This is a genomic window from Sodalis sp. C49 (assembly GCF_046352915.1).
In the GTDB taxonomy this organism is placed as follows: Bacteria; Pseudomonadota; Gammaproteobacteria; order Enterobacterales; family Enterobacteriaceae; genus Acerihabitans.
The window spans coordinates 1365237-1388670 of record NZ_CP163303.1; the positions used below are offsets into that span (position 1 = coordinate 1365237).

Genomic DNA, 23434 nt, shown 5'->3' on the forward strand with positions numbered 1-23434 from the left:
GATGATGTATCGGCTTTTTATTGTTATTGCCAACAGCCAGTATAGTCAACAAAAGATGGCGGGAGCGTGCAACGCCCGGCGGCGTTGCGCTGACGATCGCATGAGCGGCGCTAATCGGCAGAGACGGTGGGCGCATGGGCGCCATCTTGTCCCCGTCTGGCCCATTTGGCCCACAGCGCGGTGAGGATGGGCACCAACACGGAGGTGACGATAACCGCCGTGGCCACCAGCGCCGTGGCCGACGCCACCTGGCTTTTAAATACCGGATTCATCTCGGCGATTAAAAACGGCGTGGCCGCCGCCGCGCCGGCCGAGCTGGAAGCGGCAATCCCGGCGGTGCCGTCGCCGCCGCCAATAAATTTATCAGCCAGGATCAAGGGAATGCCGGTGACGATAATAACGCCCACGCCCAGCAGGATCCCCAGCAGTCCGGTATCGCGGATCACCGATAAATCAATGGCGCTGCCCAGCGAGAAGGCAAAAAAGGGAATCAGCGCCGGCACCGCGCGGCCAAAAAACGCGCGCAGCTCATCATCCAGATTGCCCAGGATGAACCCGAGAATGAACGGCAGCACCGCGCCCAGGAATAGCCTGGGTTCAAACGATGCCACGCCGGCGGACCCGAGGATAATCATCGTCAACAGCGGACCGGATTCGATGGACATCAGCACAAAGGCGGCTGAATCTTCTTTACTGCCGTATTGCTGCATCAGCGAGGCATAGAGCCCGCCGTTGGTCATGTTCATCGACGCGGCCAGCACCAGGGCGGAAATGCCGGTAAAAAAGCCGCTTTGCACGCCGTCCAGCGGCAGGAAGCGTGAGGCAACCAGCGCCACCACCCAGGCAGTGAGGGTTTTAACCGCCACCAGGGTACCGGATTTTTTCAACACGACGCCGGATGCGCGTAATTGAATGGTGGCGCCCATGCAAAAGAACCAGACCCCCAGAATGGGCACCGTGCCTTTCAGGATGCCGTTCGTAAATGATCCGAAATACGCGCCCGCGTGCGGGTAGAAGGTATTGATAATCGCCCCGATGAACAGGGGAACCAACATTAACCCGCCGGGAATTTTATCTAAGCTTTGTTTGATTTTCAAACCGCACCTGTAAGAAACGCCATGCCTTAAAAAATGAACCAATATTTCATTTTTGAATGATACGACGTATTCCTTCAGGCTAAATGTGATCTTCGTCACATAATATTTGTGATGCAAATCACCATTTGGCGCTGACAGCATGAAAGGATCATGTGACGTACATCACATTAGAGATGATCACCACTCTCGGCGCGTGGGGCCGGTGCCGCGACAGGGCGTTCGCGGGTTGTCAGCCAGCAGAGCAGCGAGCCGCAGCACACCAGCGCCACGCCCTGCCAGAACCTACCGGTCAGGTGGATATGGAGCAGCGTGGCGGCAAACAGCGAGGACAGCACCGGGGTAAAATAGGAACAGGCGGCCAGCAGGGTCATATTGCCGTTGATGATGCCGATATTCCAGGACGCATAGGCGATACCCATCACCGCGCCGGTCACCAGCAGGGCGACGACGCTCGCGCCGCTGAACACCAGTCCCGGTTCGTTGCTGAACAAGTATTTCACCCATAGCAGCAGCGCGGTCAGGATAAAAAACAGCGTAACGCCATGTTGTCCGCCGGCAAACCGACGGGTAACATTGCAGTAGACCGCCCAGATCAGTGCGCCGCCCAGCGCCAGGCCATAGCTTAGCGGATTGGATAATACATTATCCAGCATATGCCGGGGCGTCCATCCGCCGTCGCCGCACATCAGCCAGACAATACCCGTCAGCGCCAGCAGCAGGCCGGTATAAACACCGGCACCGCCCTTTGCGCCGTTCATCATCATCGCCAGCAGTACGGTCAGGCTGGGCCAGAGATAGTTAATCATGCCCACCTCAATCGATTGTTCCCGGCTGGCGGCGTAGCCGAGCGACAGGGAGGAGCAGATCTCATAGCTGGCAAACAGCAGTCCGGCGGTGAGCATATACTTAAGCCTAAAGCCGGCAACACGCGGACGCGCCGCCAGCGCCAGCAGGAATACGGCGCTGACGGTGTAGATCATGGCCGCACCGCCGGTGGGGCCGAACTGCTCGCTCAGGCTGCGGATTAAGCCGGCCAGGGTGCTCCACAGCACGATTGCCAGCAGACCCAGCAGCGTGGCGCGCGTTTTGCGCGCGCCGCCACAAAGCGCTGCCACTAGGCTCGCACGGCCAACAGGCACAGCTTGCGTGTCAGTTCATAACTGGCGACAAAGGCGCTGACCGGCAGAAATTCAAATTGCGAGTGAAAATTGTGCGCGCCGGTAAAATAGTTGGGCGTTAACAGCCCCCGGGCGGATAGGGCTGCGCCGTCGGTGCCGCCCCGCATCGGCGTCACTTTCGGCGCGATGCCCAGTTCCTTCAGACCGGCGAACAGCAAATCGATGGCGCGACGATCGTCGCCGATGGCGTTGCTGATATTACTGTAGATATCGGTTATCTTGAACTCGACCTTTCCCGTTGGATAACGCCGGGCAATTTCTTCCGCCACCTCGCCGATACGCTGCTTGCGTGCTAAAAAACGATCCCGGTCAAAATCGCGGATCGAAATATTCAGCCGCGCCTGGCGCGCATTCGCCGCCATATCGTTAAACCAGAAATAGCCTTCCCGGCCCTCGGTATTTTCCGGTGTTTCCCGCCGGTCAAAATGACTGATGAACTCCTGCGCCATTAAAATCGGATTCACCAGCACATTTTTCGCCGACATCGGGTGCGCGGTCACCCCGGTCAGGGTCACCGCCGCGCTGGCGGCATTAAAATTTTCATAGACCACTTCACCCAGCTCACAGCAATCGATGGTGTAGGCGAAATCCACGGCGAAACGGGCCGGACCCAGCGCTTTGGCGCCGCGCAAGCCGATTTCTTCGTCCGGGACGAAGGCAACGACAATATCGCCGTGGGGCGTATCCGCGTCCAGGTTTTCCAGCATGGTCATGATGGCGGTGACGGCGGCTTTATTATCGGCGCCGAGCACGCTGGTACCATCGCTGAAAATAATATCCTGGCCGCGATAGGGCATGATCTCGGGATGTTCGGCCACGCGCAACCAAATATCCCGCCCGGCGTTCAGGCAGATATCTTCGCCGGTGAAACGCAGCAGCTGCGGATGAATCTCCGGCGACAGGCCGACATCCACCGTATCCAGATGGGCGATAAATCCGATGCGCGGCGCAGCCGGCGTGTTGCCGCGTTTCAACGCAGTGACGGTGGCGCGGTCATCGACCTGGATATCCTCCAGGCCTAAAACGCGCAGCTCCTGCGCCAGCATATCCGCCAGCTGTTGCTGTCCCGGCGTGCTGGGCAACGTGGTCGCCGCGGCATGGCTTTGGCTGGTCACCGCCAGGTAGCGGTAAAAACGTTGAATCAACTGTCCGGCGATATCTTGTGGCATAACGATCCCCTGGCAAAAATGCAGTCTGCAAAAAAACGCCGCCCAAACGCGGTTTATCGCCCGGTGCGGGCGCACCGTATTGATACCGGCTGGGAGATAATATAAACGCTCCGGGCGCAGGTCTCCAGCCGGAATACGCCGGAGAAGCCCGCTTCTGCCGGTCCGCCTACGCGCACCGGCGATAACGTACCGGGCCCCAGACAGCACAATGCCCGCCGGAGCGGGCATTGTGGCGACAGGTGCAACCGCCGGTTTGCGAACCGGCGCGCGGTCCAGGCTTATAAGCCGGCCGGACGCGGCACTTCCAAATACTGGCCGTTGATACTACGACGATAATAATGCCCCTGGTTAACGTAAAAGCGTTCACCATTGAGGTCAAGCACCGTCATATTGCCGCTCATGCCGCCGGAGGCGTAAACCTGCGGCTGCGGCGGCGCGTCGACCACCACATATTGATTTTCCTGCCGCTGGTAGTAGATACCGTCAAGCACATAATACGTCAGGCCAGCGACCAGCACCGTTGCCGCCACGCCGGGCAGGAAATCAAATCTTGCGCCGCGATGCGGACCACCCCAACCGGGTCCCCGTCCGCCCCATCCATGGCCGCCGTGACCCCCGTCGTGCCAGCCGGGAGCGGCAAAACCCGCCACCGGCGCCAGGAGGCTAAGCGATAACACAAGGCTCAATAATTTTTTCATAAGGTACCTTTAACCTTCCCGCTTAAAAACACATGCTTAAAAAAAGTCGCCGATGCTCTCATAACAGACCTAAACGGATGAATTCGCAAGTGCATTTACGCATCTTTAGCCGGCTATAACAGAATCCTTACCATCCATTAATAATTGATCGCAACTGCAGGGTGCCTGCTCTGGACGCCCATTATGCAACGCCTGCAATGCAAATAAAGGGTTAAGGATGCAAGGAGTTGTAAACATATAATTTATATGAATATTGATAACGCTGCGATTAGCCGTTCTCATTGGAAGCCGACGACCGGCAATGTTATTTTTTAACCGTCCGCTCGCTCCAGAGCCGGCATATGTGATGTTGGGCACCCACAGTTTTTTTCGGTGGGTGTTTTTTTTATCCGCCCTTGGCGCGCGCGTTATTTTACCAGATCGTCAAGACGCTCGTCGACGATCCCGGCCGGTTCAAGATGCGCCAGTACCTCCGCCGCGGGAAACAGTTTCCTGACCGCCGCTTCCGCCGCGTCGCCGATTTCATGGCCCACATCTACCGACAGTTGGCCGTCCACCTCGACATGCAGTTCGACGAAAACCCGATCGCCGCCGTTGCGGGTGCGGATATCATGCACCCCGCGCACCCCCTCGCAGCCCAGGGCGGCGTCGCGGATACGCCGGCGATCCTCAGCGCCAAGCTCCTGGTCCAGCAGTTGCCGCAGGGCGGTAACGACCATGCCGCGCGCGTTCCAGATCATATAGCAGGAAATGGCCAGGGCGCCGATAGCGTCCGATCGGGTCCAGCCGAAGGCGCTGTCAAGCACCAGGGCGCACAGCACCGCCAGGTTTACCGCGATATCGGTAACGTAATGCGCGCGATCGGCGGCGATGGCCGTGGAGGCCGTTTGCCTGACGACAAAGGTTTGCATTGAAACCAGCACGGCGGTGCACAGGGTGCTGCCGATGATAACCCAAATGCCCAGCCCGTGCTGCATCAGCGGCTGCGGGTGGAACAGGCGCTGCATGGATTCCATGCCCAGCACCAGCCCGGCGCCGCCCAGCAGCAGCGCCTGCACAAACGCCGCCACGGCCTCGGACTTGCCGTGCCCGTAGCGATGGCCTTTGTCAGCGGGACGTTGGGCGTAAAAGACGCCAATCAGCGTAACCACCGAGGCCAGAACGTCGACCAAACCGTCCGCGGCCGACGTCAACAGCGCCATGGACCCCGTCAGCGTCCACGCCCAGATTTTTACGACCACCATCACCAGAGCCAGGCTAAGCGACATCAGCGACGCCATGCGCGTCAGCGTCTTACCGGGAAGATTAAACAACATGACACTCTCTCCCACGGCTATTCTTTTTCTTCATATAGCTAACCGTTTGATATTGCGATGTAAGCGGGAATACGGATAAGACCGGACCGGGCTAGGTTATCATCAACCCCTGCCGCTGCCTATGGGATGCCATCAGGGTTATCGGTGCGTTTTTTTTTGGGGTGTGGTGGCCAGCGTGGCGCCAGTCACAGACCGGCAGGGGGATAACTGTTTGAATAGTGGCGGAGAGACAGGGATTTGAACCCTGGGAAGGATCGCTCCTTCAACGGTTTTCGAGACCGTCCCGTTCAGCCGCTCCGGCATCTCTCCTTTTTAGCGGTTGCTATCATGCCCTGTTTTACGGCATTTTAATAGTCCTAAACCTCGCCTGGCGATTCAAGTGACGACTTATCGAGCAACACGATGATAAAATGGCCATGGAAAAGTTCTACGCCATCCGCTGCAACCCTTGCCTTATGGCAAGAGGCGCTGGCGATCCCGTTATTTTCACCCCTCTGCGCCGCGGAGCGGCACGCTCTGGTAATGCTGGCCGGTAAGTTTCTCCAGCAGAAGAAATTAGTCCCCTTGCAGGGCCTGACCCTGGATGACGCGATGGAGGCACGTATCGCCCTGATGTTTGCCCTGCCGGTCTTGGGGCTGGGCATTGAGTGGCTGGACGGTTTTCATGAAGTGGTTATCTATCCCGCGCCGTTCGTGGTGAATGACGAATGGCAGGATGAGTATGGCCTGGTGCATCGCGGCGAAGCGGTGCACTCCGGGCAAAGTTGGGATCAGGGCCCTATCGTCCTTAATTGGCTGGAGATCCAGGACTCGTTCGATCTCAGCGGTTTTAACCTGATTATCCACGAGACCGCCCATAAGCTGGACGCGCGTAACGCCGGGGTGGTTAACGGCGTGCCGCTGATTTCCATCAGGGACGTGGCGCGCTGGGAAACGCTGCTGCACGCGGCCATGGAGGATTTGCAGGATGAGGTTGACCTGGTCGGCGAAGACGCCGCCAGCATGGATGCCTACGCCGCCAGCGATCCGGCCGAATGCTTTGCGGTCTTGTCCGAGTATTTTTTCAGCTCCACCGAGCTGTTAAACGAACGCTTCCCCGAACTCTATCGCTGCTTTACGCAGTTTTACCGTCAGGATCCCCTGGCGCGCCTGGACGCTCAGCGGCATGCCGGCGCGTGATTTGACCAAGGGTTGCGCAATCGCGCCGTAACATTTGTTTTTACGTTGACACGCCTGGAGGGGCCGGATATGATTCGCCCCGTTCTCGCAATTCCTCTGTAGTTCAGTCGGTAGAACGGCGGACTGTTAATCCGTATGTCACTGGTTCGAGTCCAGTCAGAGGAGCCAAATTTATGTTTTCATGCATCTTCACGAATCTTTATACGATTTAGATTCAACAAGTTAGTGTGAAAAGTCTTCCCGATGCATTTTCATTTCCCCTCCGCATCGGGCAAGATTGGTGGTCTGATTTGGGGTCAGGGGGGTTCGATGACAGAGTTCCCCCCAAATATCTCTTAACGACGCAAAAATCCGCAGCTTAAAACCATCCGCTAAACCTTTCAAAGTTTCCGATTCTCATGGCCTGTACCTTTTAGTCAATCCAGGTGGTTCACGCCTTTGGTATCTCAAATATCGCATCAATAAAAAAGAATCTCGCTTAGCTCTAGGTGCCTACCCTCTCATCTCTCTTGCCAAAGTGACATGACTAACTGCGCGTTGAATCTAATCTTGGGGACAGGTCAAGGGAGTGATTTCAGGTTTAGCTTGTTTATTAGCTAGTTACTGGCAAAGGCGATCCCAGTCAGAGTTTTGTCATCTTCGTTTCTAAACCAGTTGAATAATGGGGGGATTATACCTGTAATTTTTGCAGCTGTTCCAGTTTGCGTCAAAGCAAGGTGGTTGCGGAGCAATCTCCCCCTCTCTTGCTGTTGTCTCTCGCGAATGATTATCATTTAATAATGAAAGATTAGAAGATTTATGCGTAATATAGGCAACGCAGAAGATCCCTGTATTTCATCATTAGAGAACCAAGTGCCTGCTTTCGAAAAATATTATACTGAATTGTATAGGTTTATTAACCGGAAGCTTCGTGACCGCGAACATGCAGAAGACATGGCGCAGGAAACGTTTATCCGCGCACTGACCGTCACGCAACCAGTCCGATCACATCGGAGTCTACTGTATCGCATCGCGCGTAATTTGCTGATCGACCACTATCGACGCCCCGAACGTCTAATGGATGATGTAGCTGAAGACACCGAAAGTGCGCATTTCGCGGCACCGTCACATCTTCAACCTTATGAATGTCTTGAAAAGAATCAATATGATGATTTAATGACGCGCACTATCGAAGCCTTGCCGCCGCGCTGCCGTGAAGCCTTTATCCTTCACCGTTTCGATGGCCTGTCACAAAAAGACGTCGCGCGCCATATGGGAATATCCATCAACATGGTAGAGAAACATATTATCCGCGCCATGACCGCCCTTCGCAGCAGTAACGAACACTGGCAGCAGGAACACTTCGCCGCGAGTACCAGCAACAGGAATAAGGATGGCCGTGATGAATAGCGCCATTGGAAAACACTTGTCAGCCGATGAGCAGGCTGCACGCTGGCTGAGTAAAAAACAGTCCGGTATGTCTGCCAGTGAACAACGCCAGTTTGCCGACTGGCTATTGCTGGATGAAAACGCCGCACGCTATCAGGCCATGCAGTCTTTGTGGCAACGCATCGGTGATTTGCCCCAGGAAAATGTAGCCCGCCTGCGTGATTCACTGCCGTGGAATATCCGTGAGACTTCACGTGGTACTTTTTGGCGTCCTGGACTGGTCGCTGCCGTGCTTTGTCTGGTGCTGGTGTGGCCGCTGTGGCAATGGCTGGCCCCTCCCGTTATGACGACAGCATTCCATACCGGTCGCGGTGAAACAAAACAGCTCACCCTGCCGGATGGCACCGTGCTCAGTCTGGATGCTGAAACACAGGTGCAGGTAGCCTATTATCCGCAGCGCCGCGAAGTCACGCTCGTCAAGGGTCAGGTCTTTTTTCAGGTCAACCATCAGCAAGATAAACCCTTTGTGGTGCTGAGCGGGCCGTCGCGCGTCACGGTGCTGGGTACCAGTTTCGGCATCCGCTATATCCCGCAGTCGATGAGCGGTGATGGCGTGGACGTTGCCGTTAGCAGCGGCGTGGTACGTGTCGGTCCGCGAGCGTGGCTTGACAATATGCGCTGGCGAGCAATGGCAACCCTGCATCTGGGCGCAGATGAACCACACCTGATGGTGCTGCGCGCCACCCAGCGGGCAACCAGCGATGCTAACGGTAGCCTGACGCGTCAGTTGCCATTAGAACCGGACGCCATCGCCGACTGGCGGCAGTCACGAATTAATTTCAATAACACCCCGCTAAGCCTGGCCTTGGCTGAGTTCTCGCGCTACGGCGATGTGCCCTATAAACCGGCCTCCGCCGACGTTGCGGCACTGCGCATTAGCGGCAGTTTTAACACTCATCGTCCGGACAGTTTTGCCCGTGCGTTGCCGAAGGTATTACCGGTAAAAATCAATATTCAGGCAGGAGAGACGCAGATTCTTAAACGCTAAGCTCCTCGCCTTTAAGGACGACCTGCACCAAAACGACTGCCCCGAAAAAAAGATTAAAAATATTCAGGACATGACGTCAGGGTTTTGGCGTCAGTCTCGTCTTCAGAAAAGATAATGATTCTTATTTAATTTATTTCTGGGGAAAATTGCATGTCTATTTTTACTGTTTATCGGGGTAACCGCGTTAAATCCAGCCTCACCGCCATCGCGCTGGCCGTCTGTGCGCCGATTGCCGTATCTCACGCCGCCGCCGCGATGGCCGTTTCACTGCCAGCTCAGCCGCTGATCAACTCACTGAATGCGCTAGCACAGCAGGCCGGAGTTCAACTGATTGCCGCACCGGACTCCGTTGCACGTAAAAATGCCCCAGCCGTGCAGGGTAATATGACGCTGGAAGCCGCCCTCGGGCGACTGTTAAGCGGCAGCGGTCTGGGCTATAGCCTCGACAACGGCACTGTGGTGGTTGCACCACAAACGTCCGCTGGAGATACCCTGACCGTGACCGGCCAATACGGCGCCAGCGTCACCGTTCCACAGCAGAGTAGCTCCGCCACCAAAACCGACACACCGCTGCTGGAAGTACCTCAGTCAGTATCGGTAGTGACTCGCGAGCGAATGGACAGGCAAAACGTGCAGAGCGTCACGGAAGCGCTGCGTTATGTCCCAGGCGTAAAAACGGAAACCTACGGTGTCGATCCGAAAGGCTATGACTGGATTTATATTCGTGGATTCAATGCCCTGACGACCAACGATTACCGTGACGGCCTGCGCCAGTTGAATAACAGTTACAGCTATTTCCGCACTGAACCTTACGCGCTGGAGCGTATTGATATCGTGCGCGGACCGTCGTCAACCCTGTTTGGCCTCGGCGATGCGGGCGGTATTGTAAACCGCATCAGCAAACTGCCTTCCGCGCAGGGCGTGCACGATGTGCAAATCGAACTGGGCAATTTCAACCGCCGCCAGGCGCAGTTTGATATGAGCGACAAAATTGACGATGACAGTCACTATCTTTATCGCGTCATTGGCCTCGTGCGTGACAGCGATACTCAGTTCCAGTACCGCGATGGCCCGGATGTTGAAGATAACCGCGTCTATCTCGCGCCCTCTTTCACCTGGCTACCCAACAGCGATACCAGCCTGACAGTACGCGCGGACTACCTGCGCGATACCTCCGGCGGCACCCTTGCCGTGCTTACCGAGCCGGACCACAAGGTGACCGATACCCTGTTGGGGGACTATAACTATAACCGTTTTCGTCAGGAGCAGTTCACCGTGGGGTATGAGCTGAGTCATCAGTTCAACGACGTTTTCCAGGTGCGCCAAAATGTGCGCTACGGGCAAACCGACACCGTTTTGAATAACTTGCTGCCGGGCTCCGTGAATTTCAACACCGGCACGCTGTCGCGCAATGCCATTCGTTTTGATGAGCACATGAACGCGTTCAACATCGATAACCAGCTGCAGGCCGACTTCTCAACCCTGTCAGTCACACACCGTCTGTTGAGCGGTCTTGATTACAGCCGCCTTGACGGTAATGCTAAACGCTTTGGTGCCGTTGGGCCGACGCTGAATATCTATAATCCAGTATACAGCTTGAACATTGCCGACCCTACCTATGCGCTCAATAACAACGACCAGACTACCTCACAGCTGGGCCTTTACATGCAGGACCAGATTTCGCTGACGCCAAAATGGCTGCTGACCTTAGGCGGCCGCCACGATGACATCAGTTTAAGCACCCAAAACAATCTGACCGACAACACCAGCTGGGTGGATAAAGGCGCCTGGACCGGACGCGCTGGCCTGACCTATCTGGCAGAAAACGGGCTAGCGCCTTATATCAGCTATGCCGAATCCTTTGTCCCCAACAGTGGCACCGACAGTAAGAACCGAACATTTGACCCGAGCAAGGCACATCAGTACGAAATCGGTGTGAAATACCAGCCTGATGCCAACATGTTGATGACGCTCGCCGCCTTTGATATCACCAAAACTAACGTACTGACCAATGAAATTGTGAATAATCTGATCACCGGTTATCAGGTCGCGTCCGGCGAAGTGCGTTCGCGCGGTGTTGAAGCGGAAACTACGGTGAAATTGACCGAAAGTCTGGATTTACTGGCGTCATACACCTATACCGCAACGGAAATCACCGCCAGTAACAATGGTGACCGCGGTAATCAGCAGGCAAATGTGCCTAAACATATGGCATCAAGCTGGCTGAACTATGGGTTCCATCAGGGCGCGCTGGACGGCCTGCTGCTGAGTGCCGGTGTGCGTTACGTCGGCAGCATGTACGGCGATAATGCGAATACCATACCGGTGAAAAACTTTGCGCTGGTCGATGCAGGGGCAAAATATCAGGTCAATCGACACGTTTCCGTCGGTTTTAATATACAGAATCTGCTGAATCATCATTATGTTGGGACTTGTGATGATGACACCAGCTGCTATCCGGGACAGGATCGTACTTTTATCGGCTCACTGAAGTACAGCTTCTGATGCCACGTTTGCTACTGAGTCGTCGTGACTGCCTGAGGGCGTTGCTGGTATTGCCCTGGCTCAATGCCCCGGCGATGTCAGCAACGCCCACGCAACGCATTGTCGCTATTAACTGGCTGGCGGCCGAAACGCTGCTATCGCTAGGCATTACGCCGCTTGCCGTTTCTGACGTGGGGTACTTTCGCAGCAGAATTGCAGACCCCGTTTTACCGGCCAACGTTCAGGATATCGGCCCTTACTGGGAGCCGAACATTGAACGAGTCGCCGCGCTGAAACCGACGCTTATTCTCAGCGATATGCTCGCTCCCGCCCTTCTCGACAGTCTGCAGCGCATCGCGCCGGTGCAGGTCGTGTCGGTGTACCCTGCCACAAACGATTTGTGGCAGGCATTACTGACCTTTACGGGCGCTCTGGGCACAAAATTATCCGCTTCCGCGCAGGCAGCACGGCTTATTGACCACGCAACCACTGCACTAAGCAACTGCCAGCAAAGACTCGGGCACGCCGCAGGCCAGCGTATTCTGGTCGTGGTTCGCAGCCAGGACGGCAAATACGCTACGGTGTATGGCAAGAACAGCCTGCCGGACGCGATGCTAACGCGACTTGGGCTGCAAAATGCCTGGGATAGAGCGGTGGGTGCGATGGGAACGACCAACGTCAGTATCGAAAAGCTGGCGTCGTTGTCCGCCGATTGGCTGTTTTACACCGAATTACCGACAACGCTGACGCGGTTTACCCGCCTGCGTCAGCCGGACGGACTGTGGCAACACCTGCCGCAGGTGTCGAGCGAGCGCGCAAAGGAACTGACCCATTTCTTCCCTTTTGGAGGAATTGGAACGGCGGTGAGTCTGGCACAACACATCACACAAGTGCTCTCGGAAACTGAAAAGAATGCGTAAATTACCGGTATTGCCGTGGCTAATTGTCATTTCGCTGGTGCTTACCTGCGCCCAGCTGCTGGTGAGTAACCTGTGCCGGATCCATGCCAGTAACCTTCCTTCCACCGCCAGTTTACTGCTGCATTACAGTTTTCTGCCCCGACTGGCGACAGGTATTCTCTGCGGAATGGCGCTGGCGACGGCTGGCCTGCTCTTTCAACAGGTGCTGCGTAATCCGTTGGCAGAACCGACCACGCTTGGTATTGCGGCCGGTGCCAATCTGGCGATGTCGGCAAGCATTATTGTATTTCCCGCCTTGCTGGTTTTCGGTCTGACAAATTTGGCTCTCGCCGGGGCGACGCTAACATCGCTGGTGCTGTATCTGCTGATTGTCCGTCAGAGACTCGATCCGCTAAAAATTATCCTTACCGGTATGGTGTTCAGCCTTTACGGCAACGGTATCAATACGTTGATGGTGTTGTTTAATCATGATTATCTCAGCGATCTCTTTAGCTGGCAGGCGGGCTCCCTGAACCAGAACGGCTGGTCGGTCACACAGTTCTTACTGTTACCGGTGCTAGTGCTCATGACAGTGTGTATTTTACTGGCAAGGCCGCTCATGCTAATTGGGCTGTCAGACCAGAGTGCCGGTGCACTGGGTCTATCGGTGGTGAAAATCCGGGTAGCAACTCTCGCCGTAGCCGTGGCGCTCAGCGCGCTGGTCACCAGCCAAGTCGGGATTATTGGTTTTATTGGTCTGGCAGCCCCTGCCCTTGTGCGACTGTCGGGGGTGCGCCGCTTCACACATCAGCTGGTCTGTACCCCGCTGGCAGGCGCAGGGCTGCTGACACTGGTCGATCAGTTGGCGCAATTTCTCTCTCCTGCCGGGGGAGACTTACCGACTGGGGCACTCGCGGGGTTGCTCAGTGCGCCGCTGATGCTCATGTTACTGTTTCGTCAGCGCAATACTAATATCGCCGCTGCGCCATTGAGTACATCGGTCATTCGCCCCATAACGTGCAGCCAGTTGATAGCTCTGATGCTGTTATTACTGGGTGGCATCGCTGTTTCATTATTCTTAAACCGCCCCCTCGACACCACTGCGGTATGGCAACTGCTAGAATGGCGCTGGCCACGAATGCTCGGCGCACTTAGCGCGGGCGCGATGTTGGCTGTTGCAGGCGTGCTTATCCAGCGCCAAAGCGGCAATCCGCTGGCCAGCCCAGAATTACTCGGCATCAGCAGCGGCGCATCGCTGATGGTGGTGTTGCTGGTTGTTCTGTTCAATCAGCCACTTTCGCAGCTTTTTCCCGCTGCGCTGGCGGGAAGTCTGCTGGCTATATTCACTCTGTTTATGTTCGGACTGCGTTCGCGTTTTCAGCCGCAGTCAATGGTGATGGTCGGGCTGTGTCTAACCAGCCTGAGTATGGCGCTGAGTATGCTGTTGCTGATGAGCGGCGACCCTCGGGCGATGATGTTGCTCAATTGGAGTACAGGCTCCACGGCAGGCATCACGCCTGAACGGGCGATGTGGGGTGCGGCTCAGGCACTGCTGCTGATCCCCCTCGCCTTGCTGTTACAACGTTGGGTCACATTATTGAGCCTCGGACATCAAACAACGCGGGCACTGGGGGCAGGACTTCGGCGCAGTAACATGCTAATCCTGCTGCTTGCCGCCGCGTTAACAGCGGGCGGCACGTTGCTTATCGGCCCACTCAGTTTTGTCGGGTTGATTGCCCCACAGCTTGCACGCTATAGCGGAGCATACCGCTTTGTGCGGCAATGTCTGGTAGCGGCACTGTATGGCGCACTGCTGATGGTTCTCGCCGACTGGCTCGGCCGCAACATCGCCTGGCCGTGGCCCGTTTCGGCCGGTTTGCTCTGTGCACTAATCGGTGCACCGTGGTTTTTGTGGTTGCTGATAAAATCAGGGAAATGAACTCATTCCTGTGATTAATATTAAGATTTTTTTCCTTTCAGCCGCATCCACGGCTGATGAAAGTTAGGCATAAATCGACTCCAATGATTTATTCATATATAGGTAAGTTTTACCTATAATTTAGAGTAGGTTTTAACACCCTAAAATAATTAAGGCATTCCAATAGAGATATACCATTGATGTGTAAAGATTAAAAAAAATTAAATTTAAATTATATATAAGAAAAAATGAAAATAGATGCTTTATCCTAAAAGTAAGTGATGAGATGGTCTTCCCCCTTCTTCACGACAATCCCTGGTGAAAGAAATGCTTTCAAAGGCCGTAATACGATTAAAGGATCATGAACATCCAATATTACATAGTGACCAAGGGTGGCATGACCAAATGCCTCGATGGCAACGCTGGCCAAAAGAACATGGAATTATTCAGAGTATGTCCAGAAAAGGCAACTGTCTAGATAATGCGGCCATGGAGAGTTTCTTCAGCATATTAAAATCGGAATGTTTCTATCTTAAAAAATATCAAATGCTAAGTATATCAAAACGAAATCTCATCAAATTTATTCATTACTATAATTATGATAGAGTAAAAGAGAAGCGTAATGGCCTAAGTCCGGTTCATTTCCGTCTTGGGGAAGCAACATACAATGTCCAAAATCTGGGCGCAGATCATAACGGTGTGGCTGAAAGCTTCGTCAAGACGACGAAGCGTGATTATATCGGCATGATGCCTACGCCGGACAGCCAGACGGCGGTATTAAATCTGTCATTGGCGTTCGAACATTACAACGAATATCACCCGCACAGCGCTTTAGGATATCGCTCGCCAAGAGAATATCGGCGCCGGGGGAAACCATCAACCTAAGCGGGAATAGGTGCATGGATATAGGGGCTCAAAACCAATATACAAATTTTATTGTATATCCAGGAAAAAAATTGCAATAATCTGGACGCTGGAACCGCCGCTTATATAAGCTGAATTAATACTTATTGCACCGCGCCATAGAGTGAACGCGTACCGACCACACCGGTAGCGAACAGCCGGCTACGTCAATATTCTCTTTTATCGTAAAAAGGATGCAGTAGAGAGCAAGGAAGGTTCGCTAAACGCTAAGCTACTAAAATCCATAATTACTCGCCCCATGTCGCTTCCAATACCCTAAGCCAATTGCCATGGCAGATTTTTTGCAATAGCGGCTGGTCATAGCCGTGACGGCGTAAGGCCGCCACCAGCACCGGCAGGCCGGCCACATCCTTAAGATCGCTGGGGATGGTGGTGCCGTCAAAATCCGAGCCAAACCCCACGCCGTCTTCCCCCAGCGCGTTCACCAGGTAATCCACGTGCCGCACGATTTCATCCACCGTGGCGTCCGGCGCCTTTTTCCCGTCCTGGCGCAGGAACATGGTGCCGAAGTTAACACCGACAAAACCATTGCGCTCGTGGATGACCGCCAGCTGTGCGTCGGTCAGGTTGCGCGACTGCGCGCACAGCGCATGGGCATTGGAATGGCTGGCGACCAGCGGCGCGTCGGAAATGCCGGCCGTTTGCCAGAACCCCTTTTCATCCATATGCGAGACATCCACCATGATGCGTTTGGCATTGCAGGCGCGCACCAGCCGCAGCCCCGCATCGGTGAGCCCCGGTCCGGTATCGGGTGAGGAAGGAAAACGAAACGGCACGCCGTGGCCAAAGATATTCGGCCGGCTCCAGAGCGGCCCCAGGGTCCGCAAACCCGCCTGGTAGAGCACATCCAGCAGATGCAGATCGGGATCAAGCGCTTCCGCCCCTTCGATATGCATGACCACCGCCAGCACGTCCCGCGCCATGGCGTCGCGGATGTCCGCCGCGCTGCGGCAGATTTTCACCCGTCCGTCCGAGGCCGCTTCGATGCGCAGCAGCAGGGATAGCATGGCAAAGGTCATTTCCCGCGCCGACTCCATGCTGGGCGCTACGGGAATATTAGTGAAATCAAGCAGATCTGGCGCGCTTTTTGCTGCATTAGATACCGAGGGCACCCAGGTGGCAAATAAACCGCCCGCCAGGCCCCCCCGGCGGATGCGCAGTAAATCCATCTGACCGGCCGCGGGGCCGCTCAGGAAGCTTTCAACCGCATTTTCGGGCTGTGCGCGCCATAAACGGCACAGCACGTCGTTGTGGCCGTCAAAGATGGGCATGATGTCGGGCATTTGCTGCGCTGTTACAGGCATAAATTATTATTCCGGTGCAATTTTAGGCGGTTCGGCCGGCTCCCACCCCATTTTGACGCGGGCGCGCACCAGACGGGTGCGCTGGGCCGGGGCAATCCGTGCGTTTGAGGTTAGGCGATATCCACAGTAGAGCCCCCCGCATAAGGGAATGTCAAGCGGAAAGTGGTAAAAAAAACGTATAATAATCTTATTTATCAATATATTAGGAGTTAGTATGCTTACCAGAAGACATTTTATCGCCGGCGCCGGCGCACTCCCTTTCCTGTCTTATCTCAGCCTGGAGTCGGCGTTTGCCGCCACCCCGACCTCGATCCTGGTGATGGCGATGCAGCTCGACAATATGACCAGCCTGGATCCCCATGAAAGCTTCGAGGGAACCGGCAACGAAATCTGCGGTAATTTATATCAGCGCCTGGTTGCCCCCAACCCGGCCAAGGCCGATGAAATCATCGGCGAGCTGGCAACCCGCTGGGACGTCGGCAACGACGGCAAAACCTTTACCTTCCACCTGGATCCGGCGGCCAAATTTGCCGACGGCAGCCCGGTCACCGCCGAGGATGCCGCATTTTCCCTGCAGCGGGTGGTGATGCTGGATAAAAGCCCGGCGTTTATTATCAACCAGTTCGGTTTTACCAAGGACAACGTCGCCGAACATATCAAGGCCGTTGATGCCCAGACCCTGGTGATCAATACCGACCAGCCGGCGGCGGAAACCTTCCTGCTGTACTGCCTGTCGGCGCGGGTCGGCAGCATCGTGCAAAAATCCCTGGCCCTGGCCAACCAGCAGGGCAACGATTTGGGCAACGGCTGGATAAAACAGCACAGCGCCGGCTCCGGCCCCTTTACCCTGCGCGCCTGGAAAGCCAGCGAAAGCGTGATACTCGAGAGCAACCCCAATTCCCCGCTAGCCGGCAAGATCAAACGCATCATCCTGCGGCATATCATCGATCCCTCCTCCCAGTTGCTGATGCTGCAAAAGGGCGATGTGGACATTGCGCGCAACCTGACCACCGAGCAGCTGCGGCCGCTGTCGCAGGATGGTAATTTCCACCTGGTGCGCGAGCCGGTATCGCGCATCATGCATTTATCCTGTAATACCGCCCACGAACACCTGTCCAAACCCCAGGTCTGGCAGGCGATCAAATGGGCGCTGGATTATGACGGCATCCAGAAAAACATCGTGCCCCTGACCCATGAGGTGCACCAAAGCTTCCTGCCCAAGGGTTTCCCGGCGGCGCTGAACGACACTCCGTTCCACCAGGATGTCGCCAAGGCCAAGGCGTTAATGGCCGACGCCGGCCTGGCCGGGGGTTTTGACATTACCCTCGATCATTACTCGCCGCAGCCGGGCCCGGATATTGCCCAGGCGATACAGACCCAGCTCGGCGCCATCGGCATCAGGGTGGAGCTGATTGCGGCGGAAAATCGCCAGGTGCTGACCAAGATGCGCGCCCGCCAGCAGCAGTTGGCCCTGACGATCTGGGGCGCGGATTATTTCGATCCCAATTCCAATACCGAAGCCTTCTGCGTCAATACCGACAACGGCGACGGCGCGCGCAACCGCACCCTGGCCTGGCGCTGCTCGTGGTCCAATCCGCGCTTTAACGAACTGACCGTGCAGGCGCTGCACGAAACCGACGGCCAGAAGCGTATTGCGCTTTATGAGCAGTTGCAGCGCGAACACCGCGAAAACAGCCCGTTTACCGAACTGCTGCAGGAGTCGATCACCGCCGCCTGCCGTAAAAATATCAGCGGGGTGCAGATAAGCGTGCTGCTCGACAGCCCGTACGAGAAGGTACAAAAAACCTGATGCTGGCGTTAAAACGTATGGTGAACACCCTCGGCAGCCTGTTGCTCACGCTATTCGGGCTGGCGCTGCTGACCTTTTTTATCGGTCGCGTAATGCCCACCGACCCGGTGCTGGCGGCGGTGGGCGATAACGCCCCGCAGGCGGTGGTGGAAAGGGTGCGGCAGGAAATGGGGCTGGACCAGCCGATCTGGTATCAGTTCGGCCATTATCTTAACCAGTTGCTGCATGGGGATTTTGGCCGTTCGGTGCTGACGTCCAATCCGGTGCTGACCGACATCGCGCGCTTTTTCCCGGCGACGCTGGAGTTGGCTACCGCGGCGGTGATGGTCGCGGCGCTGCTCGGCATCCCGCTCGGCGTTTGGGCGGCGGTGCGGCAGGGAAAATGGATCGATCAGGTGATCCGCGTGATCTGCCTGGCCGGTCATTCGCTGCCGGTGTTCGTGCTGGCGCTGCTGAGCCTGCTTATCTTTTACGCTGTGCTGGGTATCGCGCCCGGTCCGGGGCGGCAGGATATTATTTTCCAGGATATGGTGCCGCAGGTGACCGGGCTGCTGACCGTCGATTCGCTGCTGGCTGGCGATTACGACGCCTTCCGCGACGCGCTGGCGCATATGGTGCAGCCGGTGTTGATTATGGCCTACTTCAGCATGGCCTACATTACCCGTATGACCCGTACCTTTATGCTTAACGCACTCGGCGGTGAATTTGTGATTACCGCGCGCGCCAAGGGCTTGTCGTCGGCCAGGGTTATCTGGCGCCACGCCTTTCCCACCGTGGTGGTGCAGTTGATTACCGTGCTGGCGCTAACCTATGCCGGTCTGCTGGAAGGCGCGGTGATTACCGAAAACGTCTTCGCCTGGCCCGGCCTGGGGCAGTATCTCACCACCTCGTTGATGAACGCTGATATGAACCCGGTGATCGGCGCCACGCTTATCGTCGGTTGCGTCTATGTGGTGCTCAACCTGCTGGCTGATATTCTTTACCGACTTTGGGATCCCCGCGTAAAATGACACTGTCCGCCGCACGAGCCTGGCTGCTCGACGAAACCCCCGCCACCCGCCGCCAGGCGGTTTGGAGCCGTCGTTACCGCATGTGGCTGGGACTGCGCGCCAATCCGATGGCGCTGACCGGGCTGCTGATCATTATGGCGGTCATGACGCTCTCCCTGGCCGCCCCGTGGCTAACGCCCTATAACGCCGGTTTCCAGGATTTGGCCAACCGCCTGGCGCGCCCCTCGGCCGACCACTGGCTGGGCACCGACGAGCTGGGACGTGATATCTATACCCGTATCCTGTTCGGCGGGCGCACCACGCTCGGCATGGTCTGCGCGGTGGTGGCGTTGATCGCCCCGCTCGGCCTGTTTATCGGCTGTATTGCCGGCTACGTCGGCGGCTGGCTGGATAAGGTACTGATGCGGGTGACCGATATTTTCCTGGCGTTCCCGCGCCTGATCCTGGCGCTGGCGTTTGTCGCCGCGCTGAAACCCGGCATCGAAAGCGCGGTGCTGGCGATCGCGCTGACCGCCTGGCCGCCCTATGCGCGGCTGGCGCGGGCGGAAACGATGCAGTTCCGTCACAGCGATTTTATCGCCGCCTGTCGCTTGACCGGCGCGACGCCGCTGCGCATTATTCTGCACCATGTAATGCCGTTGTGTATTCCCAGTCTTATCGTGCGCATCACGCTGGATATGAGCGCGATTATCATTACCGCCGCCAGCCTGGGATTTTTGGGCATGGGCGCGCAGCCGCCGTCGCCGGAATGGGGCACCATGATCGCCACCGCTCGGCGTTTTCTGTTCAGTGAATGGTGGGTACCGCTGATGCCATGCGTGGCCATTTTTATCACCTCGCTGGCGTTTAATTTTCTCGGCGACGGTCTGCGTGACGTCCTCGACCCCAAGGAGCGCTGAATGCTGGTTGAAATAGAAAATTTGCGCATCGCTTTTGCGCAGCGTGGCGGCGCGGTCGAGGCGGTGCGCGGCGTCTCCTTTGCCATGGACAAGGAAAAGTTCGCCATCGTCGGTGAAAGCGGGTCCGGCAAATCGCTCACCGCGCGCAGCCTGATGCAGCTATTGCCCGGCAACGCGCGCTGCCAGGCCGATAAGCTGATGTTCGACGGCATCGACCTGCGCGGCGCCGACGAAAAAACCATGCGCAAAGTGCGCGGCAAGCGGGTCGGCTTTATTCTGCAGGATCCCAAATATTCACTCAATCCGGTGATGACCATCGGCCAGCAGGTGGCCGAATCCTGGCGCGCCCATAAGGGTGGCGGCAGGCGGCAGGCCATGACGGCGGCCATCCGGCTGCTTGAGCAAGTGCAGATCCGCGACCCGGAGCGGGTGGCGAAACGTTATCCGCACGAGGTATCGGGCGGCATGGGCCAGCGGGCGATGATTGCCATGATGCTGGCGCCCGACCCGGAGCTGCTGATTGCCGACGAGCCGACCAGCGCGCTGGACGCCACGGTGCAGGCCGAAATTCTGCGGCTGATTGATATGCTGGTCTCGGATCGCGGCATGGGGCTGATCCTGATCAGCCATGATTTGCCGCTGGTGTCGCATTTTTGCCATCGGGTGGCGGTCATGTACGCCGGACGTATCGTCGAAACCCTGGCGGCCGGCGATTTGACGCGGGCGGTCCATCCCTATACGCGCGGCCTGCTGGAATGCCTGCCGTCCCTGCGCCATCCCCGCGCGCGCCTGCCGGTGATGACGCGCGACGCCGCCTGGAACCAATAATGATTGTTTTGGATAAGTTACGCATTGCCTTCGGGGATACCGACGTGGTGAAGGGGGTCTCCTTTACCGTGGCCGACGGCGCCAGCTTTGGCATTGTCGGTGAAAGCGGATCGGGCAAATCCACCATACTGCGCGCGCTGGCCGGGCTGAACCCGCACTGGTCCGGCGGCATGTCTTTCGGCGGCGAGGCGCTGACGCCCAGGCGGGATCGCCGATTCTTCCGCCAGGTGCAGATGGTGTTCCAGGATCCGTACGGGTCGCTGCATCCGCGCCAGACCGTCGATCGCATCCTGCACGAACCACTGCTGGTGCATGCCTTCGACCGGGCCGAACAACGCATCGCCCAGGCGCTGGCGGAGGTCGGCCTGCCGCCGGCGGTACGCTTTCGTTTTCCCCATCAGCTGTCCGGCGGCCAACGCCAGCGGGTGGCAATCGCCCGCGCGCTAATTGCCGAGCCGGACGTGCTGTTGCTTGATGAACCGACCTCTGCGCTGGATGTGTCGGTACAGGCGGAAATCCTTAACCTGCTGACCGATCTGCGCGCGCGCCGCCATCTGACCTTTATCATGGTCAGCCATAACCTGGCGGTGGTCACCCACCTGTGCCAGCAGATCGGCGTAATGCAAAACGGCGAGATGGTGGAACAGCTCAGCGCCGATGATTTGCGCGCCGGTCGTATCCGTCATCCGCATACCGCCGAACTCTTTACGTTAAGCATGAACCTGGAGGAGCCGCTATGAGCGGGCAAACAGCGCGGCCGGATTGGCAACGCGCCGGCGAGGCGGCGGCGGCCATCGCGGCGCAATGGGCGCGGCCGGGCGAACCGGGCGGCACCATCGTACTGTTCGACAGCGAACGCATCCAATCGGTGGCCTGCGGCGGCCTGGCGGATCTGGCGCGCGGGGAGCCGTTCAGCCTCGACAGCGTGACGCACTTCGCCTCGGTGAGCAAACATTTGTTCGCCGCGCTGGTCACCGGCAATTCGGGAACGCTGCCGTCCCTGGACGATGCGCTGGCGCGCCATCTGCCTCAACTGACTGGTGCGCAGCGACGGGTGACGGTCGGCCAGGCGCTGGACATGACCTCCGGTTTGCCCGATGTGCGCGAGACGCTGTCGCTGCTGGGCATCTCGGCCTTCCAGCCGTTCAGCGCGGCGCAGGCGCTGGATTTTCTCGCCGGGCTCGCCACACTCAACTACCCGGCCGGCAGCGAAATATCCTACACCAATACCGGCTACCGCCTGGTGGAGGAAGCGCTGAGAACCCAGGGCATCGGCTTTAACGATCTATTGCAACGCCATATTAGCCAACCGCTGGATATTGCCCTGCGGGCGCCGGAAACCTGGTTTGATATCGTGCCCGGGCTGGCGCCCGGCTATTGGCGCGGCGCACAGGGCTGGCAACTGGCCGGCGCCGGATTACATCTCTCCGCCGCCGGCAGCGTCATGGGCAGCGCACGCCACCTCACCGTCTGGCTACAGTCGCTGCTGGCCGATAGCGGCCCGGGCCGTGGCGTGCTGGACCGGCTCTGCGCCCCGCGTTTCCTGGCGGACGGCAGGCAGACCGACTATGGCCTCGGCATCGCCCACAGCCGGGTCGGCGACCGTGATTGGGTGGGCCACGGCGGCTCCCATCTCGGCTACAAAAGCTATTTTTTGCTCGATCGCGCGGACAAAACCGGCATGGCGATGCTGGCCAACCGCGACGACGCGGCCAGTTACCCCACCGCGCTGGCGGTGATGTCGGCGCTCTATGGCCAGCCCCTGCCCGCGCCGGGCCACGATCTGCGCCCCGGCCTGTACGCGGCTTTGACCGGCGGCGATTGGCTGGAAGTAAAAAATGACAGTGTCATATGGATGAACGCGGACCAAACGCTGTACCCCAGCGGGGAACCGGGCGTGGCCCGTTCGCTGACTGCCCACCTGCCGATGCGCCTGTTCCAGGACGGCGCGGCGATCCGCGGCGAGATTGGGCTCGTCCCGCGTGTATTGTACCCGGTTGCGCCGGACGACTGCCTGCAACAGGCGCAGGGGGCCTGGCGTCATAAACACTATCGCAGCGAGCTGGTGATTATGGGCGATAGGCTGGAGATGGGCATCGGTCCGGCGGCACTCCAGGCCGCGTTGACACCGCTGGGCGGCGGACGACTGCTGGCCAGCGCCGGGGACGGCGCAGGGTGCAGGAAATTTGTTCTAGTGTTTAACGATAATTTCCTGCAAGTACAGGATAATCGCAGCAGGATATTAACGTTTCAACGACAATAGGGCCTGAGTTACGAGCAGCTCTTTACCCCCCTGGTGGAGCTG

General features: G+C 57.3%; 18 protein-coding genes, 2 tRNA genes and 3 pseudogenes. 16 read left to right on the forward strand and 7 right to left on the reverse strand.

Annotated features, from left to right (window positions below; all coding sequences use genetic code 11):
* Positions 1-110: 110 nt before the first annotated feature.
* The 6 genes from kdgT to ABUK12_RS06100 all read right to left on the reverse strand — a co-directional run bounded on the left by kdgT (position 111) and on the right by ABUK12_RS06100 (position 5767).
* Positions 111-1097: a 2-keto-3-deoxygluconate transporter gene (kdgT, locus tag ABUK12_RS06075; RefSeq protein ID WP_410015435.1), complete on the reverse strand. Its 987-nt coding sequence runs from the start codon at positions 1095-1097 to the stop codon at positions 111-113.
* 167 nt (positions 1098-1264) lie between these two features.
* Entirely contained in the window at positions 1265-2212 is a 948-nt protein-coding gene (yddG, locus tag ABUK12_RS06080) for an aromatic amino acid DMT transporter YddG (RefSeq protein WP_410015436.1), read from the reverse strand.
* Positions 2212-3444 (reverse strand): peptidase T, encoded by a 1233-nt coding sequence (gene pepT, locus ABUK12_RS06085; RefSeq protein ID WP_410015437.1) that lies wholly within the window; start codon positions 3442-3444, stop codon positions 2212-2214. The genes yddG and pepT overlap by 1 nt, the downstream gene beginning before the upstream one ends.
* 278 nt (positions 3445-3722) lie before the next feature.
* Positions 3723-4142 (reverse strand): DUF6515 family protein, encoded by a 420-nt coding sequence (locus ABUK12_RS06090; protein ID WP_410015438.1) that lies wholly within the window; start codon positions 4140-4142, stop codon positions 3723-3725.
* A 407-nt stretch (positions 4143-4549) separates the two neighbouring features.
* Positions 4550-5458 carry a cation diffusion facilitator family transporter gene (locus tag ABUK12_RS06095; protein ID WP_410015439.1) on the reverse strand — a complete coding sequence of 303 codons (909 nt, stop codon included), beginning with the start codon at positions 5456-5458 and terminating at the stop codon, positions 4550-4552.
* Positions 5459-5677: 219 nt separating this feature from the next.
* Positions 5678-5767: transfer RNA gene (locus tag ABUK12_RS06100), tRNA-Ser, on the reverse strand.
* Between the two features lie 93 nt (positions 5768-5860).
* Here ABUK12_RS06100 and mtfA point away from each other — a divergent pair.
* The 10 genes and pseudogenes from mtfA to ABUK12_RS06150 form a co-directional block, all read left to right on the forward strand.
* On the forward strand, positions 5861-6637 hold the full coding sequence (gene mtfA, locus ABUK12_RS06105; protein WP_410015440.1) for a DgsA anti-repressor MtfA: 777 nt from the start codon (positions 5861-5863) through the stop codon (positions 6635-6637).
* A 92-nt stretch (positions 6638-6729) separates the two neighbouring features.
* Positions 6730-6805: transfer RNA gene (locus ABUK12_RS06110), tRNA-Asn, on the forward strand.
* Positions 6806-6965: 160 nt separating this feature from the next.
* Positions 6966-7151: pseudogene (locus tag ABUK12_RS06115) on the forward strand (Arm DNA-binding domain-containing protein); the annotation flags it as partial.
* A 284-nt stretch (positions 7152-7435) separates the two neighbouring features.
* On the forward strand, positions 7436-8026 hold the full coding sequence (locus tag ABUK12_RS06120) for an RNA polymerase sigma factor (RefSeq protein ID WP_410015441.1): 591 nt from the start codon (positions 7436-7438) through the stop codon (positions 8024-8026).
* The gene (locus ABUK12_RS06125) at positions 8019-9053 is read left to right on the forward strand and encodes a FecR family protein (protein ID WP_410015442.1); all 1035 of its coding nucleotides are present in this window, start codon (positions 8019-8021) and stop codon (positions 9051-9053) included. The genes ABUK12_RS06120 and ABUK12_RS06125 overlap by 8 nt, the downstream gene beginning before the upstream one ends.
* Before the next feature lie 150 nt (positions 9054-9203).
* Entirely contained in the window at positions 9204-11558 is a 2355-nt protein-coding gene (locus ABUK12_RS06130) for a TonB-dependent siderophore receptor (protein WP_410015443.1), read from the forward strand.
* Positions 11558-12457, forward strand: coding sequence for an ABC transporter substrate-binding protein (locus tag ABUK12_RS06135; protein WP_410015444.1), 900 nt, complete (start codon positions 11558-11560; stop codon positions 12455-12457). The genes ABUK12_RS06130 and ABUK12_RS06135 overlap by 1 nt, the downstream gene beginning before the upstream one ends.
* The gene (fhuB, locus tag ABUK12_RS06140; RefSeq protein WP_410015445.1) at positions 12450-14375 is read left to right on the forward strand and encodes a Fe(3+)-hydroxamate ABC transporter permease FhuB; all 1926 of its coding nucleotides are present in this window, start codon (positions 12450-12452) and stop codon (positions 14373-14375) included. The genes ABUK12_RS06135 and fhuB overlap by 8 nt, the downstream gene beginning before the upstream one ends.
* Positions 14376-14759: 384 nt before the next feature.
* A pseudogene (locus ABUK12_RS06145) lies at positions 14760-14990 on the forward strand (IS3 family transposase); the annotation flags it as partial.
* Between the two features lie 57 nt (positions 14991-15047).
* A pseudogene (locus tag ABUK12_RS06150) lies at positions 15048-15239 on the forward strand (integrase core domain-containing protein); the annotation flags it as partial.
* 266 nt (positions 15240-15505) lie between these two features.
* Here the strand turns inward: ABUK12_RS06150 and ABUK12_RS06155 are convergent.
* Complete coding sequence (locus tag ABUK12_RS06155; protein WP_410015446.1) at positions 15506-16582, reverse strand: dipeptidase; 1077 nt, start codon at positions 16580-16582, stop codon at positions 15506-15508.
* Positions 16583-16796: 214 nt separating this feature from the next.
* Between ABUK12_RS06155 and ABUK12_RS06160 the strand changes: the two genes are divergently transcribed.
* Genes ABUK12_RS06160 through ABUK12_RS06185 form a run of 6 tightly spaced genes read left to right on the forward strand, consistent with a single transcriptional unit; the run spans position 16797 to position 23392 of the window.
* Positions 16797-18392, forward strand: a complete 1596-nt coding sequence (locus tag ABUK12_RS06160; protein ID WP_410015447.1) for an ABC transporter substrate-binding protein — start codon at positions 16797-16799, stop codon at positions 18390-18392.
* On the forward strand, positions 18392-19402 hold the full coding sequence (locus tag ABUK12_RS06165) for an ABC transporter permease (protein ID WP_410015448.1): 1011 nt from the start codon (positions 18392-18394) through the stop codon (positions 19400-19402). Before ABUK12_RS06160 ends, ABUK12_RS06165 begins: the two co-directional genes overlap by 1 nt.
* Positions 19399-20301 (forward strand): ABC transporter permease, encoded by a 903-nt coding sequence (locus ABUK12_RS06170; protein WP_410015449.1) that lies wholly within the window; start codon positions 19399-19401, stop codon positions 20299-20301. Before ABUK12_RS06165 ends, ABUK12_RS06170 begins: the two co-directional genes overlap by 4 nt.
* Positions 20302-21129, forward strand: a complete 828-nt coding sequence (locus ABUK12_RS06175) for an ABC transporter ATP-binding protein (protein WP_410015450.1) — start codon at positions 20302-20304, stop codon at positions 21127-21129.
* Positions 21129-21869 (forward strand): ABC transporter ATP-binding protein, encoded by a 741-nt coding sequence (locus tag ABUK12_RS06180; protein WP_410015451.1) that lies wholly within the window; start codon positions 21129-21131, stop codon positions 21867-21869. The genes ABUK12_RS06175 and ABUK12_RS06180 overlap by 1 nt, the downstream gene beginning before the upstream one ends.
* Positions 21866-23392 carry a serine hydrolase domain-containing protein gene (locus tag ABUK12_RS06185; protein WP_410015452.1) on the forward strand — a complete coding sequence of 509 codons (1527 nt, stop codon included), beginning with the start codon at positions 21866-21868 and terminating at the stop codon, positions 23390-23392. The genes ABUK12_RS06180 and ABUK12_RS06185 overlap by 4 nt, the downstream gene beginning before the upstream one ends.
* Positions 23393-23434 lie beyond the last annotated feature (42 nt).

Bases quoted from the DNA above. Each gene is read 5' to 3' on its own strand.
- fhuB (WP_410015445.1), top strand. From the start codon at position 12,450: ATGCGTAAATTACCGGTATTGCCGTGGCTAATTGTCATTTCGCTGGTG.
- ABUK12_RS06160 (WP_410015447.1), top strand. From the start codon at position 16,797: ATGCTTACCAGAAGACATTTTATCGCCGGCGCCGGCGCACTCCCTTTC.
- mtfA (WP_410015440.1), top strand. From the start codon at position 5,861: ATGATAAAATGGCCATGGAAAAGTTCTACGCCATCCGCTGCAACCCTT.
- ABUK12_RS06175 (WP_410015450.1), top strand. From the start codon at position 20,302: ATGCTGGTTGAAATAGAAAATTTGCGCATCGCTTTTGCGCAGCGTGGC.
- ABUK12_RS06185 (WP_410015452.1), top strand. From the start codon at position 21,866: ATGAGCGGGCAAACAGCGCGGCCGGATTGGCAACGCGCCGGCGAGGCG.
- ABUK12_RS06095 (WP_410015439.1), bottom strand. From the start codon at position 5,458: ATGTTGTTTAATCTTCCCGGTAAGACGCTGACGCGCATGGCGTCGCTG.
- ABUK12_RS06180 (WP_410015451.1), top strand. From the start codon at position 21,129: ATGATTGTTTTGGATAAGTTACGCATTGCCTTCGGGGATACCGACGTG.
- ABUK12_RS06135 (WP_410015444.1), top strand. From the start codon at position 11,558: ATGCCACGTTTGCTACTGAGTCGTCGTGACTGCCTGAGGGCGTTGCTG.
- ABUK12_RS06120 (WP_410015441.1), top strand. From the start codon at position 7,436: ATGCGTAATATAGGCAACGCAGAAGATCCCTGTATTTCATCATTAGAG.
- ABUK12_RS06090 (WP_410015438.1), bottom strand. From the start codon at position 4,142: ATGAAAAAATTATTGAGCCTTGTGTTATCGCTTAGCCTCCTGGCGCCG.
- ABUK12_RS06155 (WP_410015446.1), bottom strand. From the start codon at position 16,582: ATGCCTGTAACAGCGCAGCAAATGCCCGACATCATGCCCATCTTTGAC.
- ABUK12_RS06165 (WP_410015448.1), top strand. From the start codon at position 18,392: ATGCTGGCGTTAAAACGTATGGTGAACACCCTCGGCAGCCTGTTGCTC.
- ABUK12_RS06125 (WP_410015442.1), top strand. From the start codon at position 8,019: ATGAATAGCGCCATTGGAAAACACTTGTCAGCCGATGAGCAGGCTGCA.
- pepT (WP_410015437.1), bottom strand. From the start codon at position 3,444: ATGCCACAAGATATCGCCGGACAGTTGATTCAACGTTTTTACCGCTAC.
- ABUK12_RS06170 (WP_410015449.1), top strand. From the start codon at position 19,399: ATGACACTGTCCGCCGCACGAGCCTGGCTGCTCGACGAAACCCCCGCC.
- ABUK12_RS06130 (WP_410015443.1), top strand. From the start codon at position 9,204: ATGTCTATTTTTACTGTTTATCGGGGTAACCGCGTTAAATCCAGCCTC.